The following is a 14,991-nucleotide window of genomic DNA, read 5'->3' as shown; positions in this document are numbered from 1 at the left end:
CGCGGCGTGAGGCGCATCACAGAGGCATCATTTTGCCGTTCCAACACAATTGTGGCCGCGCGTGGCGCATCTGGCATGGCCTGCCGCGTGGCGGTCCCGGGCAGTTGGCTCTATAGTCGCGAACGCCGCGACAACGAGTGAGGGCAAGGAGACAGAGTGGCGATGCAAGGCAAGAGATGGCTGGTCTGGGCGATCGTGATCGTCGGTGGCATTTCCATCATGTCGCTGCTGGGCAGCCAGATGGGCGGCGCACTCGATGATGAACATACCCGCATGCGGCTGGTCTATCTGGTCGGCCTGCTGGTGCTGATCGGCGGCAGCCTGTTCGTTCGCCTGCGCTACGACACCGGCCGCACGATCAGCCAGCTGGCGATCTGGGTTGCGATCTTCGCCGGCCTGATCCTGGTCTATTCGTTCCGCTTCGAGTTCGGCGCCCTCGGCGACCGCCTCCGGGGTGAGTTGATGCCGCTGGACGGCCGGCTCGAGGGCCCGACCAGCATCAGCTATCCGGTCGCCGAGAACGGGCATTTCCTGGTTCGCGCCACTCTGGACGGCGTGCCGATCGACTTCACCGTAGATACCGGCGCCACGGAGATCGTGCTTTCGCCGCGGGCGGCGGAGAGGCTGGGCTTTGACCTCGACCGGCTCAGTTTCACCAAGGTGGCGCAGACGGCCAACGGCCTGGTACGCGGCGCGCCGATCGAGATCGGCGAGCTGACCCTGGGTCCCATCGTCATGCGCAACCTGCCCGCCACGGTCAACGAGGCGGACATGCCGGACTCGCTCCTCGGCATGGAATTCCTGCACCGGCTGCGGGCGTGGCGGGTCGAGAACGGGCGCCTCACGCTGGAGCAGTGATCAGCGCTGCAGCACCTGGCGGCAGCGTGCCTCGCGCGCCTGCCAGCCGCGGCGCTGCAGTTCCGGCTCGATCTGCGCTTCCTCCGGATAACCGAGGCAGAGATAGGCGACAAGGGACCAGTCGAGCGGCACGTCCAGGCTCGCCCTGGCGGCTTCGGGATCGAGGATCGACACCCAGCCGATACCCAACCCCTTGGTGCGCGCCGCCAGCCACAGCGTGTGGATGGCGAGGACGGTGGAATAGCGCAGGGTCTCCGGCATGGTCGCCCGGCCAAGTCCGGCGCCCTGCTCCGTCGCCTCGTCACAGAAGACGGCAAATTGGCGCGGTGCCTGTTTGAGGCCGGCCAGTTTCAGCGTGGCATAGAGCTGCGCCTTCTCGCCCTCATAGCTGGCCAATGCATCGGCGTTGGCGCTTTCAAAATTGCCGATGATCGCCGCACGTCGCGCCGGATCGTCGACGCTGACGAACCGCCAAGGTTGGGCATTGCCGACCGAGGGCGCCAGACTGGTGAGGTCGAGCAGATGCTCAACCAGATCCGACGGAATCGGATCGGTCCGGAAATGCCGTACGTCGCGTCGCCAGGCCAGAAGCTCGATGAACTCCTGTTCGAAGGCCGGGCCGAATTCGGGTCCGTTCATGCCGCCTGTTTGTGCTGGTCCACCAGGGCCACGATCCCCGCCATGATGGCGTTCAGATCATAGTCCTTGGGCGTATAGACCCGCGCGACGCCGAATTCCAGCAGCCTTTTTTCATCCTCGGCCGGGATGATGCCGCCCACCACCACTGGCACATCGCCCAAGCCCGCCGCCCGCATGCGCTCCATCACCTCGCCCACAAGGGCGATATGGGATCCGGAGAGGATCGAGAGGCCAACCACATGCACCCCCTCTTCCAGCGCCGCATTGACGATCTGGGCGGGGGTGAGGCGGATTCCCTCATAGACCACCTCCATGCCGGCATCGCGGGCCCGCATGGCGATCTGTTCGGCACCGTTGGAATGGCCGTCGAGGCCCGGCTTGCCGACCAGGATCTTGATGCGGCGCCCCAACCGGCGGCTCACGGCCTCGACCTGTTCGCGCACGCCTTCGATCTTCGTGGAACTTTGATCAATGCTGGCCCGGGCGACTCCCGTCGGCGCCCGGTACTCGCCGAAAACACGCCGCAGGGTCTCGCCCCATTCGCCGGTGGTGCAGCCGGCATGGGCGCAGGCGATCGAGGCCTCCATGATATTGGCGCCCGACCGCGCATCCGCTTCGAGGCGCTGCAGCGCCGATGCCGCGGCGCCATTGTCGCGGGACTCCCGCCAGGCCCTGAGTGCCGCCACCTGATCGATTTCAGCCTGGTCGTCGATGGCGAGGAAACCGCCATCTCCGCCGGCCAGCAGCGGCGACGGCGCGCTCTCGGTATACTTGTTTACGCCGACCACGATCTGCGCGCCGCTTTCGATGGCGGCAAGGCGCCGCGCATTGGATTCCACCAGGCGCTGCTTCATATAGCTGGATTCTACCGCCGCCACGGCGCCGCCCATTTCGGCGATGCGGGCGAGCTCGGCACGCGCCTCGTCCTTCAGCGCCTCGACCTTGCGCGTGATCTCGATGGAACCGTCGAAGATGTCGCCGAATTCGAGGAGGTCGGTTTCGAAGGCCACGATCTGCTGCAGGCGCAGGGACCATTGCTGGTCCCAGGGACGGGGCAGGCCCAGCGCCTCGTTCCAGGCCGGCAATTGCACGGCGCGGGCGCGGGCGTTCTTCGAGAGCGTCACCGCCAGCATTTCCAGAAGAATACGATAGACGTTGTTCTCCGGCTGCTGCTCGGTGAGGCCCAGGCTGTTCACCTGCACGCCATAGCGGAATCGGCGCAACTTCTCGTCGGCAACGCCATACCGCTCGCGCGTGATCTCGTCCCAAAGCTCGGTGAAGGCGCGCATCTTGCAGATCTCGGTGATGAACCTGAGGCCCGCATTGACGAAGAAACTGATGCGCCCGACCACCTGCGGGAAGTCACGCGCCGGCACCTGGCCGGATGCCTTCACATGATCCAGTACCGCGATGGCAGTCGCCAGCGCATAGGCCAGTTCCTGGACCGGCGTCGCGCCTGCCTCCTGCAGGTGATAGGAGCAGACATTGGTCGGGTTCCATTTCGGCACCTCGCGATAGGTGAAGCTAATGACATCCGTGATCAGCCGCAGCGAGGGTTCAGGCGGAAAGATATAGGTCCCGCGCGAGAGGTATTCCTTGATGATATCGTTCTGTACCGTGCCCTGGAGGGCGGCGCGCGGCGCGCCCTGCTTCTCGGCCGCGGCGATATAAAGCGCCAGCAGCCAGGGCGCCGTCGCGTTGATCGTCATCGAGGTGTTCATGTCGCCGAGCGGCAGCCCGTCGAACAACGCCATCATATCGCCCAGATGGCTGATCGGTACGCCGACCTTGCCGACCTCGCCCTTGGCCAGCGCATGGTCGGAATCGTAACCGGTCTGAGTGGGCAGATCGAAGGCAACGGAAAGCCCGGTCTGGCCGCGCGCCAAGTTGGTGCGATAGAGCGCGTTCGACGCCTTGGCCGAGGAATGGCCCGAATAGGTGCGGAACAGCCAGGGCTGGTCGCGCTTCACCTGCCCCGCAGTGTCGGATTTCTGGCTCATTCTTTCTCTCTCCCGGCGGTAATCTTATTATTGTGCAGCGCAATATAGCGGCTGCAGCGGGAGCGACGCAAGATACGAACTGCCAAACCGATGACTCAGTAATTATATTACTTTTCGTCGTATGGAGGCGCCTTCGGCCAGCGCGGCAAACCATCTTCGATGTGGAGCCAGGCGAGGCGCGCTGTCTCAAAGCCGTGCGCCGTCGGCGAGAGCCCGCTGGCATCATCAACCGTGCCCAGCATGATGCCGATGGTGTCGCCGCCGCTCATATAGACCGGCGAACCGCATTCCGGGCAGAAATGCCGCTCTGCCGCCGGCGACGATCGGAAGGTCTTCGTGGTGCCGGCTAGGATCTCGAACCGGTCCCTCGGCACCTGCGCCCAGGCGGTAACCGGCGCCCCGCTCCAGCGCCGGCAGGTTTCGCAATGACAGTAATCGGTGACGGCGCCGGTCGGATCGAAGCAATAGCGAAAGGCGCCGCAGGCGCAGCGGCCGGTCAAAAACCCTTCGCTCACAAGTCCCTCCTCACACCGCCTTCAGCGCATTGGAGAGATCGTCGATCAGATCGTCCACATGTTCCAGTCCCACCGACAGGCGGATGAGGCCCTGGGTGATCCCCTGGCTCTCCTTCAACTCCGGCGTCAGGCGCTGATGCGTGGTGGTCGCGGGATGCGTCGCGAGCGATTTCGAATCACCAAGGTTGTTGGAGATCAGCACCAACTCCAGCGCATTCAGGAATCTGAACGCCTCGGCCTTGCCGCCGGCCAGGGTGAGCGACAGCATGGTGCCGCCGGCGCTCATCTGCTTCTGTGCCAGGTCGTATTGCGGAAAATCCCTGAGGCCGGGATAGAGCACGCCGGCAAGCTTGTTGTGGCCCTGCAATGCCTGCGCAATCTTAAGGGCGCTGTCGCATTGCTTGGCAACGCGAAGATCGAGTGTCTCGAGCCCCTTCAGCAGGGTCCAGGCATTGATCGGGCTGAGGCTGGGTCCGGTATGGCGGATGAAGGGCTGCAGGGTCTCGTTGATGAACTTCTCGCTGCCCAGGATGACGCCGCCCAGACAACGCCCCTGCCCGTCGATATGCTTGGTTGCCGAATAGACCACGACATCGGCCCCGAACTGCAGCGGCTGCTGCAGCAGCGGCGTCGCAAAGACATTGTCCACGACGACATTGGCACCCGCGGCATGGGCGAGATCGCAGACCGCCTTCAGGTCGACAAGGCGCAGGCCCGGATTGCTCGGCGTTTCAAGGAACACGGCCTTGGTCGGCTTGGCGAGGGCCTGCTTCCATTGCGCAAGGTCGCGCCCGTCGACCAACACCGTCTCGACGCCCCATTTCGGCAGGATCTCGGCCAGGATGAACTGGCAGGAACCGAACAGCGCATCGGAAGCCACCACCCTATCGCCGGCCTTCACCTGGCTGGCGAGCGCGGCGAAGACAGCGGCCATGCCGGATGAGGTTGCGCGCGCTGCCTCGGCACCCTCGATGGCGGCCATGCGGTTCTCGAACATGGCGACGGTCGGGTTGCCGAAGCGGGAATAGACGAAGCGCGGCCTGGAATTGTCGAAGGCGGCCTCGGCCTCCTCGGCGCTTTCATAGACATAGCCGGACGTCATGTAGATCGTCTCGGCGGTCTCCTTGAACTGGCTGCGGGTCTGGCCGCCATGGACCAGCCTGGTCGCCGCTTTCCAGCTTGCCTTGATATCGCGCTTCACCGTCATGATCGCCTCATCCGGCCCGTTCCATCCGGGCACAAAAAAACCTCGACCGATAAAGGCCGAGGTTGCGTCAAAGAGCGCGTTCCTGGACCTTTTAGCGCTTGGTTTAACGTGGCCGCAATCCGGCACAAATCACCACGGAGCACCGGCCCGGCCGGCGCGTCGGCGGTCTTTAAGCCATGGCGGCACCCGGATTGTCAAGCGGCACATGCGCTTGAGAGGCATTGTTGCGCCTGCTATCTTTCGCTGTAGAGCCCTGTCGGGCACAATCCAGAGAGAGGGTCGCGTGACACCGGATCAATCGCTGCGTCTTCAGCCCAGTCCTGCCCGCACCCCCGCCGCCGACAACGCCTCTCCGCCGCCACCAGTCCAGCCTCCCGTCCAGGGCGGCAGTAACATCGCCCAGCCTGCCGGGCCGCGGACTGGGTTTGTCTATGACGGCAAGCTCGGCGAGCTATACGGCATCTTCCTGCCCAACCTGCTGTGGACGATCCTGACCCTCACCATCTTCCGCTTCTGGGCCAAAACCCGCATGCGGCGCTATCTGTGGTCGCGCACCAGCCTCAACGGCGACCGCTTCGAATATACCGGCACCGGCGGCGAGATGTTTCTGGGCTTTCTCATCGTGATGCCGGTCTATCTGCTCTTCATCTTCGGCTTCCAGGCCGCCTATTACGGCCTCGACATATCGGATGCGGTTCTGGTCGGCGTCCAGATCGTGGGCGCCTTCCTGATCTTCTATCTGACCTTCGTCGCCCAATACGCCGCGCAGCGTTATCGCCTGACGCGCACGCTCTGGCGCGGCATTCGCGGTGGCATGACGGGTTCCGCCTGGGCCTGGGGTTTCAAGGCAACCTTCTTTGCCTTGTTGACAGGAATCACTTTTACTCTGGCACTGCCCTGGACACAGATGCGGCTGCTCAGCGATCGGCTCAACCATTCCTATTTCGGCGACGCCAAGGCGCAGGCAGAACTGAAGTCCGGCCCGGTCTTCGTCACCTACATCGTCGGTGCCGTCTGCGCTGTTGCCGGGACATTCCTGGTTATCTTCCTGGGCGGGATGATTGTCGCCGCCACTGCGATGGCGCTGAGCAAAGTGTCGGCCAGTTCTGGCAGCCTGGAGATGAATCTGGCTGCAAACGTTTCAGTGATGATCGCTTTCGCCCTGATGTACGTCGCCATCGCCCTGATCTACGTCCTGGCCTTCAGCTTCTACCAGGTGGCGATCGCCCGCGAAGTGGCGGCCAAGCTGCAATTGGGCGGGTTGCGCTTCGCCACCCCCGTCACGCCCGGACGTGTCATGAGCCGGTATGTGGGTAACATCCTGATCGTCGTATTCACACTGGGCCTGGGCTTGCCGATCGCCATCCATCGCACCATGTTGTTCCTGGCCAACAACATCGAGGTCATCGGCGAAATCGAAGGATCAGAGATCACCCATGCCAATCTGGAGCGGCCGAAGGTGGGTGAAGGCCTGCTGGAGGCCTTCGATCCGGGGATTTTGTGAGGGTGTCCATCATTTACCACACTGTCATGGCCCGCGAAGGCGGGCCATCCACGAGTGCGTCAGCAACAGCACAGTAACTTGTCGATCCCCCGCCTTCCCGGGGGATGACTAGTTCAACCAGTGACGAGGCAAACCGTGGCGGAAGATCGCTATTACGACGGCAAGACCGCGACGGCACATCGGCCGCTCATTCGCATTGAGGGCGAGGAGTTGGTGATCGCTTCGGCGGAAGTGGCGGAACTCGACCGCTGGCCCTTCGCCGATATCCGCGTCATCGACCAAAACAAGGTGACCGGCGGCATGAATTTCGGCCGATTGAGCGACCCGGCCCCGCGTCTCCTCCTGCATGATTCGCCTGCCCGCCAGGCATTGCTGGCAGCCCAGCCGCAACTGGCCACCTGGAAGGCGCGCGAGGCCAAACGCGGGTTTGTTGTGGGCGCCACCTGGACCATTGTCGGGCTGGCCATTGGCGCCATCGCGTTCTTCGGCTGGCGCCATGGCGCGGCAGCACTGACGCAATTCGTCCCGAAGAGCTGGGAAAAGCGCGTCGGCGAAAAAGTCCACAAGGCAGTTATCGAAGGCTTCACTTTGTGCAAGGGCGAGGACGGCACCACGGCCCTGCGGACGCTCACCGACAAGCTGCTGCCCGACGGGCTCGAAATCAGCCTGGACGTTATCGACGTCAAGTTTCCCAATGCCCTCGCCATACCGGGCGACCACGTAGTGGTCACCAGCGGCCTCATCGAGATGGCGACCTCGCCGGACATGGTCTCGGGCGTACTGGCGCATGAGATCGCGCATCTGGAACTACGCCACCCGACCCAGGGCATCATCAGCAATCTTGGCGTCGCGGCCACGGTCAGCATCATCCTGGGCGGTTCCGGCGCCGGCGATCTCGCCTATCTCGCCGCCATCCTTTCCTACTCGCGGGAAATGGAGACTGAGGCGGATTACCGCGGCATCGAATTGCTGCGCGAGGCCGGGTTGAAATCGGATGGCCTCGCCGAATTCTTCAAGGTGCTGGCGGAGGGGGAAGAGGAAAAGGGCGGCGGCATGTTGCCGGACTGGCTCTCGACCCATCCGGGCCTGCCCGACCGCGCCAAGTATGCCGCAACGGACGGCGCCGGCAAGCCTGCCATGTCCGACGCCGAATGGCAGGCCCTACGCCGGATCTGCCGGAAAACCTAGCCGAGGCCGCATGGCATCTGCCGCCGCCCATGAGCCCATGAGCGCCATCCTCTTCAACCGAATCAGAGGATCCGGGCGCGAGGTTTTCATCAGCCTGAACGAGTTTGGGGTCGAACTGACGTCCAGTGCCGGCGCACCTATCGCCATTTGGCTGTATGCGGCTATTCGCATCGTCCCCAATGATGCCATTGACGAACCAGTCGCCTTGCGACTGCCCCACGACGACATCCACGAACTCCAGATCGCCAATCTGGCCTGGGTAGCTGCCATCACGGAACGATCGCCGGACCTGCTGAGCGCCCGGCGGGCGGCACGATGGGCTAAAATTGGACTGATCAGGTCTGCGTCCGGGACCAGGCCCAGGCAGCCATCATCCTTGGCTCCCTCGCCCTCGTGATTTGGGGCTGTTACAGCGTCCTCTCCTGGTTTGCAGATCTCTGGTGATGCTGCGACGCCACGTGAAATTAGTAATATTATTAGCTATCTTCGGGATTAACCTGCCATAAGCCTTCAATATTTCTCCACCCAACGTATTTTTGTATCGCCAGACCCTTGACGTTGCTGCAGGCGCGAAGGCAGGATGATTGCCATGCTGCACAGGCTAACACCCGGCAAGAGGTGAATCGGCCGGCAGATTCAGCCAGAAACGGCACTGCCAAGGATGGGATACGACCATGAGCGAGACGGCGAAGATTGTGGCGATTGAGACCAAATCGGGCGATGGCCAGGCGGCGAGCCCGAAGGCGGCGCCGGTGACGGGCAAGAAGCTCTATGAAATCGGCGAGATTCCGCCGCTCGGTTACCTGCCCCCGCAAATGTATGCCTGGGCGATCCGCCGCGAGCGCCACGGTCCGCCGGAATCGGCGATGCAGGTGGAAGCGGTCGAGACGCCACAACCGGACCAGGACGAAGTCATCGTCATGGTGATGGCGGCCGGCGTCAATTACAACGGCGTCTGGGCCAGCCTCGGCAAGCCGATCTCACCCTTTGACGGTCACAAGGCGGCGTACCACATCGCCGGTTCCGATGCCTCCGGCATCGTCTGGGCGGTGGGCTCGAAGGTCAAGCGCTGGAAGGTCGGCGACGAGGTCGTGGTCCATTGCAACCAGGACGACGGCGACGACGAGGAGTGCAATGGCGGCGACCCGATGTTCTCGCCAAGCCAGCGCATCTGGGGCTATGAGACGCCGGACGGCTCCTTCGCCCAGTTCTGCAAGGTGCAGGCGCGCCAGTTGATGGCGCGGCCGAAGCACCTCACCTGGGAGGAAAGCGCCTGCTATACGCTGACCCTTGCCACCGCCTATCGCATGCTGTTCGGCCATCGCCCGCACATCCTGCGCCCCGGTCACAACGTCCTCATCTGGGGCGCCTCGGGCGGCCTCGGCTCGATGGCGGTACAGCTCTGCGCGACGGCCGGTGCCAATGCCATCGGCATCATCTCGGACGAATCGAAGCGCGACTTCGTCATGTCGCTGGGCGCCAAGGGCGTCATCAACCGCAACGATTTCGATTGCTGGGGCCAGTTGCCGGATGTCGATGATGCCGCCGGCTATGCCGAATACATGAAGAAGTGCCGCGCCTTCGGCAAGGCGATCTGGGACATCACCGGCAAGGGCAATGACGTCGATTTCGTGTTCGAGCATCCGGGCGAACAGACATTCCCCGTGTCGTGCTTCGTCGTGAAGCGCGGCGGCATGGTGGTGTTCTGCGCCGGCACCACCGGCTACAACCTCACCTTCGACGCGCGTTTCGTCTGGATGCGGCAGAAGCGTATCCAGGGCAGCCACTTCGCCAATCTGCTGCAGGCCAGCCAGGCCAACAACCTGGTCGTCGAGCGGCGCATCGACCCCTGCATGTCGGAAGTCTTCTCGTGGGAGGACATCCCCGCGGCGCATACCAAAATGTGGAAGAACCAGCACAAGCCCGGCAACATGGCGGTGCTGGTCCAGGCTAAGCGCCCCGGCCGCCGCACCCTCGAAGACTGCACCGACGAATAAGCGCGGGGGGAAGGTATGTCCGTGGCCCTCAATGAAGCAGGGGCGGCCTCGCCGCTCCTGCCTGATCTGCTCGCCCGCTGTCAGGCAGGACTCTCCGCCGCGCAGAAGGTGCTGGAAGAGGTGCGCGGCCGCCTGATCGGCCGCGTCACCTCCGCCGGCCGCGTCGATGCCCGTGCCCTAGACCAGCACCAGTTCATCGCCCATGGCTATTCCTGGCTGGCCACCTATGTGACCGGCCTCGAGCAGATGTTGGCCTGGGCGGCACGCCTGGACAATGCCGGGAAATTCGGCGAGCGCGAGCAACTCATCCTGCAGATCGCCTTCGGCGAATACCTGCCGCAGATCAAGGGCGGCTTCCCGATGAGCCAGGGCGAAATCGTTCGGCTGACGGATTTCGGGCTTGATGCCGGCGCCTTCAAATTCTGCGACGACCTGATGCGGATCGGCAATTCACCGGCGGCGCGGGCGCGCCTGGCCGACCTGATCGCAGATGGTGATTTCGGCGATCCCGGACTTGACGACGAGGCCCTCGCCATCATCCGCGACCAGTTCCACAGCTTTGCCGAGGACCACGTCGAGGCGGCGCATCAGTGGCATCTGAAGGACGAGTTGATCCCGGTCGAGGTCATCGGCCAATTGGCTGAAATGGGCGTCTTCGGCCTGACCGTGCCGGAGGAGTTCGGCGGCGCCGGCATGGGCAAGCTCGCCATGTGCGTGGTGACCGAGGAATTGTCGCGCGGCTATATCGGCCTGGGCTCGCTCGGCACCCGTTCCGAGATTGCGGCGGAGCTGATCCGCCTGGGCGGCACGGAGGCGCAGAAGCAGCACTGGCTGCCCAGGATCGCCAGCGGCGAGATCCTGCCGACCGCCGTCTTCACCGAGCCCAATACCGGTTCCGACCTAGGCGCCCTGCGGACGCGCGCGGTGAAGGAAGGCGATACCTATCGCATCACCGGCAACAAGACCTGGATCACCCATGCCAGCCGCACCGACGTGATGACGCTGCTGGCGCGCACCGACCCCAATTCGACCGACTATCGCGGCCTTTCCATGTTCCTCGCGGAAAAGCCGCGCGGCACGACCGGCGATCCCTTCCCCGCCAAGGGCATGACCGGCGGCGAGATCCATGTCCTCGGCTATCGCGGCATGAAGGAATACGAGCTCGGCTTTGACGGTTTCGAGGTGAAGGCGGCGAACCTGCTGGGCGGCGCCGAAGGCCAGGGCTTCAAGCAGTTGATGGCGACCTTCGAGAGTGCCCGCATCCAGACGGCGGCCCGCGCCGTCGGCGTCGCGCAATGCGCCATGGAACTCGGCCTCAAATATGCCCGCGAGCGCGTTCAATTCGGCCAGCCGATCTATGCCTTCCCGCGCATCCACGGAAAGCTCGCCTGGATGGCGGCGGAGATTATGATCGCGCGACAGCTGACCTATTTCGCGGCGCGCGAGAAGGACAGCGACCGGCGCTGCGACATCCCCGCCGGCATGGCCAAGCTGCTGGGTGCCCGTGTCGCCTGGTCGAATGCCGACAACGCGCTCCAGATCCATGGCGGCAACGGCTATGCCCAGGAATACAAGATCAGCCGCGTCCTGTGTGACGCGCGCATCCTCAACATCTTCGAGGGAGCGGCGGAAATCCAGGCCCAAGTGGTCGCGCGCGGCCTGCTGAGCGGCCGGAACTAGGCGTCCGTCATTCCGCCGGCGCCCGCAGGCGCGCCCGGTTCAGCACCATGCGGTCATGCAATTCCGTGATCGTGCGGCTGCCGGTCCTGATGCAGAGGCCCGGCACCAGCGCATGCAGGAAACAGGCGACCGCTCCCAGCAGCATCCTTCCGCTGAAGCAGCTGGCCATGGCGAGATGCTGCCAATAGCTCTCGCCGACTGATCTCGGATGCTCCAGGAACAGCTTGTCGATCACGGCAACGGCTCCTCGCGCGATTTGGGGTGTCGACGACCCTATCTCGGACTGTCTGGAAATTTATCCCATTTTCTGCCATACTTTGCTTGGTTAACGCAATTTTATCCCATAAAACGGCTGATCTGTGGAAAATTCGCCCAAACCTGCACTTGACCGCATCGATGCCCGCATCTTGGCCGCATTGCAGAAGGATGCCGGTCAAGCGATTGCCGATCTCGCCGATTCGGTGGGGCTCTCGGCCAATGCCTGCTGGCGGCGGGTCAAGCGGCTCGAGGAGGCCGGCATCATCCGGGCCCGCGTTGCCCTCTTGGACCCTGACCGGATCGGCCTCGGCGTCACCGTCTTCGTCTCGGTCCGCACCAACGAGCATAACGATGCCTGGCTGAAGCAATTCGCCGCCGCGGTCGAAAAGATACCGGAGGTGGTCGAACTCTATCGCATGAGCGGCGACATCGACTATCTGATGAAGATCGTGGTCGCCGACATCGCCCATTACGACCGGGTCTACAAGCGCCTAATCAAGCTGGTGAAGCTGACCGACGTCAGTTCCAGCTTCGCCATGGAGCGCATGAAATCGACCACCGCCCTGCCCGTCCTCGAACAGTAGACCGGCACCACACCGCCATCACGATCGGGGCAGATCGTCCCTTACCTCGAACCAAGCGAGGTGGCTGCCATACCAGACATGCTGGCGCGGCGGAAACAGCCCCGGGTCATCCAGCGTCGGCGTGTTGAAGGCAATGTCGTGCGGCGCCTCGCGACTGCGATAAAGCAGCTGGCTGCCGCAATGCGGACAGAATTCGCGCTGGCCCCATTCGCTGGAATGATAGACGGCGGGCGCGCCCCTGACATAGGCGAGCTGATCGGCCCGCACCCGGGCGAAAGCCTGCAAGGGTGCCCCGCTGGTGCGCTGGCAGATGCGGCAATGGCAATAGCCGGTGTCATGGGGCTCGCCCGTCACGCGATAGCGCAGGGCGCCACATTCGCATCCACCTTCGACCGACATACCTGCCTCTCGTTTCCCGGGGATCGACAAGCCGCGCCCGGCCGGGGCATCTTATCGAGGACAGCCGATTTTGGGAAAGACGCATTTGCATGTCTGCGCAGGATTCCTTGTCGAACGGGACTGCGCAGAGCGGCGTCACCGCGCCGGCGGAAAACATCCAGCTGGGTGTCCTGCTGGCGATCGCCGGCTATGGCGTTTTCTCCGGCCAGGACGCCATCGTCAAATGGCTGGTGGCCGATCATTCCATCTGGCAGATCCTGTTCGTGCGCAGCCTGACCGTCTGCCTGTTCATCCTGGCATTCCGCCCGCGGATCGCCATCGCCGGCGTCCTGCGCAGCCCAAACAAGGCCAGCCTCACGCTCCGCGCCGGCCTGATCCTGGTCGCCTGGCTCTGCTACTACACGGCAGCGCGGGATCTCGCTTTGCCCGATCTGGTGACGCTCTATTACGCGGCCCCCATCTTCGTCACCATCATGTCGATCCTGTTCCTCAAGGAGAGCGTCAACGCCATGCGCTGGCTGTCGGTCATGGTCGGATTCGCGGGCGTCATCGTCGCCGCCAACCCCACCGGCCGGGCGGAGCTTTGGCCGGCCCTGCTGGTGCTGGTGGCCGCCATCATGTGGGGCCTCGCCGTCATCCTGATGCGCAAATCCATGCGCAACGAAAGCTCGCTGGTGCAGATGCTGTTCAGCAACGGCCTCTTCGTCCTGGTCTGCGGCGCCACCCTCTTTTGGACCTGGGCCCCCAGCGATCCGTTCGACCTCTTCCTGATGGTCGCTCTGGGGGTCGGCAGCGGCATCGGCCAGTTCATGCTCTATGAAAGTTTCCGCCGCGCCCCGGCCTCGGTCATCGCGCCCACCGAATACACCGCCCTGGTCTGGGCGGTGATCCTCGGCTACGTCATCTGGCAGGATTTGCCGACGATCACCGGCGCCATCGGCGCCGTCCTCATCCTCCTGGCCAGTATCATCGTGCTGCTGGGCGAACGGAAACGGCGCCCGGTCAGCTAGTTTTTTCCGACACGAACCAGACATTCATCGGATCATGGGGCAGCCGATGCATGGCGATATCGCGGAAACCCGCATCCTGCAGCATCCGCTCGGCCGTCTCCCAACCCCACATCGTGCCAAGACCCGCCCCGCCCTGGCCGATCGAGATCGGCGTGCAATGCGCACAGGACACGGCATAAAGCATCGTCGCCATCGGAAAATCGCTATTCTTTTCCAGATGCGCCGACCCACCGATATCCTGCATCAGATAGACGCCACCCGGGCGCAACGCGCCATGCAGACTGCGGATGAAATCGGCCGGGTCCTTTTGGTCATGGACCGCGTCGAAGGTCGTGATGAAGTCGAAACAGGCGCGGTCGGCAAAACCGGTAAGGTCGCGTAACTCGAAGCGAATATTGCCGAGGCCGCGCTCGGCGGCAATGCCCTGCGCGAATTCGATCGCATCGGCGCCGAGATCATAGCCGGTGAAGCGACTGGCTGGATAGCGCTCGGCCATGGCGATCAGGGCGGCACCGCGGCCGCATCCCGCATCCAGCACATCGATCCCCGCGGCAAGGCGCCGGTCGATGCCCGGGACCAATGGCAACACGTGTTCGAAGAGCTGGGATATCACCGATTGCCCGCTGTCTTCGGCCATGATCTGGTGGAAGCAGGGATAGTCGGCATAGCTGGTACCGCCGCCCTCGCGGAACAGCGACAGCAGGCGCTCCTGCACCTCGCCGAGGAGAGCCACATGCTGGCCGTAGACGGCGAGATTGCCCATCGCCCCGCCGGGTGTCAGTGCGGCGGCGTGCTCGGCCGGCAGCCAATAGGTCCGGTTGCCCGGCTCATAGCGAACAATTTCCGCACTCACCATGGCAGCCAGCCATTCGCGCACATAGCGCTCGGCAAGGCCGGCCCGCGCCGCAATTTCTGCACTCGTGGCGGGCGCCTGTTCGGCCAGGGTGGTAAATAGGCCAAGGCGATGCCCGACCGAAATCATGACGGCGGCGGCCCCCTGGTCGACCATATCCATGATCCGGGTGGCAAACGCTTCGGCGCAGGCAGAATCGAAGTAGATGGGCTTGGCGGCGGTGTTCGGCATGTGCGGTGCTCCCTGGTGGAAATCGGACTGGCGCGGAAGCTAGTCGCAGGCAGGTTCGGCGAAAATGG

15 protein-coding genes and 1 riboswitch are annotated in these 14,991 nt (G+C 63.8%); of the genes, 8 read left to right on the top strand and 7 right to left on the bottom strand.

Features of this window, described 5'->3' with window-relative positions; all coding sequences use genetic code 11:
- Positions 1-162 precede the first annotated feature (162 nt).
- Positions 163-858: a retropepsin-like aspartic protease family protein gene (locus A8950_RS12045; RefSeq protein ID WP_133613929.1), complete on the top strand. Its 696-nt coding sequence runs from the start codon at positions 163-165 to the stop codon at positions 856-858.
- Here A8950_RS12045 and bluB read toward each other — a convergent pair whose 3' ends face one another.
- The 4 genes from bluB to metZ form a co-directional block, all read right to left on the bottom strand.
- Positions 859-1,497 (bottom strand): 5,6-dimethylbenzimidazole synthase, encoded by a 639-nt coding sequence (gene bluB / locus A8950_RS12040; RefSeq protein WP_133613928.1) that lies wholly within the window; start codon positions 1,495-1,497, stop codon positions 859-861. It lies immediately after the preceding gene.
- The gene (locus tag A8950_RS12035) at positions 1,494-3,497 is read right to left on the bottom strand and encodes a protein meaA (RefSeq protein ID WP_133613927.1); all 2,004 of its coding nucleotides are present in this window, start codon (positions 3,495-3,497) and stop codon (positions 1,494-1,496) included. Before A8950_RS12035 ends, bluB begins: the two co-directional genes overlap by 4 nt.
- Before the next feature lie 107 nt (positions 3,498-3,604).
- Complete coding sequence (locus tag A8950_RS12030) at positions 3,605-4,012, bottom strand: GFA family protein (protein ID WP_133613926.1); 408 nt, start codon at positions 4,010-4,012, stop codon at positions 3,605-3,607.
- Positions 4,013-4,022: 10 nt separating this feature from the next.
- Positions 4,023-5,219, bottom strand: a complete 1,197-nt coding sequence (gene metZ / locus A8950_RS12025; RefSeq protein ID WP_133613925.1) for an O-succinylhomoserine sulfhydrylase — start codon at positions 5,217-5,219, stop codon at positions 4,023-4,025.
- A gap of 71 nt (positions 5,220-5,290) precedes the next feature.
- Positions 5,291-5,365, bottom strand: a riboswitch (SAM riboswitch).
- 137 nt (positions 5,366-5,502) lie between these two features.
- On the opposite strand from metZ, the gene A8950_RS12020 reads away from it, so the two are divergent.
- The 5 genes from A8950_RS12020 (at position 5,503) to A8950_RS12000 (ending at position 11,588) form a co-directional block, all read left to right on the top strand.
- A complete protein-coding gene (locus tag A8950_RS12020) occupies positions 5,503-6,723 on the top strand; it encodes a YjgN family protein (RefSeq protein WP_166645140.1) in 1,221 nt (406 codons plus the stop codon).
- 120 nt (positions 6,724-6,843) lie between these two features.
- The gene (locus A8950_RS12015; protein ID WP_166645139.1) at positions 6,844-7,911 is read left to right on the top strand and encodes a M48 family metallopeptidase; all 1,068 of its coding nucleotides are present in this window, start codon (positions 6,844-6,846) and stop codon (positions 7,909-7,911) included.
- A gap of 10 nt (positions 7,912-7,921) precedes the next feature.
- Positions 7,922-8,308, top strand: a complete 387-nt coding sequence (locus A8950_RS12010; protein ID WP_133613922.1) for a hypothetical protein — start codon at positions 7,922-7,924, stop codon at positions 8,306-8,308.
- A 277-nt stretch (positions 8,309-8,585) separates the two neighbouring features.
- Positions 8,586-9,908 (top strand): crotonyl-CoA carboxylase/reductase, encoded by a 1,323-nt coding sequence (gene ccrA, locus A8950_RS12005; RefSeq protein WP_133613921.1) that lies wholly within the window; start codon positions 8,586-8,588, stop codon positions 9,906-9,908.
- Positions 9,909-9,929: 21 nt separating this feature from the next.
- Positions 9,930-11,588, top strand: coding sequence for an acyl-CoA dehydrogenase family protein (locus A8950_RS12000; protein WP_407644235.1), 1,659 nt, complete (start codon positions 9,930-9,932; stop codon positions 11,586-11,588).
- Positions 11,589-11,595: 7 nt separating this feature from the next.
- Here A8950_RS12000 and A8950_RS11995 read toward each other — a convergent pair whose 3' ends face one another.
- Positions 11,596-11,823, bottom strand: coding sequence for a DUF6356 family protein (locus A8950_RS11995; RefSeq protein ID WP_133613919.1), 228 nt, complete (start codon positions 11,821-11,823; stop codon positions 11,596-11,598).
- Positions 11,824-11,947: 124 nt separating this feature from the next.
- Between A8950_RS11995 and A8950_RS11990 the strand changes: the two genes are divergently transcribed.
- A complete protein-coding gene (locus tag A8950_RS11990; RefSeq protein WP_133613918.1) occupies positions 11,948-12,430 on the top strand; it encodes an Lrp/AsnC family transcriptional regulator in 483 nt (160 codons plus the stop codon).
- A gap of 18 nt (positions 12,431-12,448) precedes the next feature.
- Here the strand turns inward: A8950_RS11990 and A8950_RS11985 are convergent, their stop codons facing one another.
- Complete coding sequence (locus tag A8950_RS11985) at positions 12,449-12,829, bottom strand: GFA family protein (RefSeq protein ID WP_133613917.1); 381 nt, start codon at positions 12,827-12,829, stop codon at positions 12,449-12,451.
- A gap of 89 nt (positions 12,830-12,918) precedes the next feature.
- On the opposite strand from A8950_RS11985, the gene A8950_RS11980 reads away from it, so the two are divergent.
- The gene (locus tag A8950_RS11980; RefSeq protein WP_133613916.1) at positions 12,919-13,839 is read left to right on the top strand and encodes a DMT family transporter; all 921 of its coding nucleotides are present in this window, start codon (positions 12,919-12,921) and stop codon (positions 13,837-13,839) included.
- Here the strand turns inward: A8950_RS11980 and A8950_RS11975 are convergent.
- Positions 13,832-14,923 (bottom strand): class I SAM-dependent methyltransferase, encoded by a 1,092-nt coding sequence (locus A8950_RS11975; protein ID WP_133613915.1) that lies wholly within the window; start codon positions 14,921-14,923, stop codon positions 13,832-13,834. The two genes, A8950_RS11980 and A8950_RS11975, sit on opposite strands and share 8 nt — an antisense overlap.
- Between the last annotated feature and the right edge of the window lie 68 nt (positions 14,924-14,991).

The organism is Dongia mobilis, assembly GCF_004363235.1.
In the GTDB taxonomy this organism is placed as follows: Bacteria; Pseudomonadota; Alphaproteobacteria; order Dongiales; family Dongiaceae; genus Dongia; species Dongia mobilis.
The sequence above is the reverse complement of the archived record's forward strand: the minus strand, read 5'-3'. Positions and strand labels throughout refer to the sequence as shown.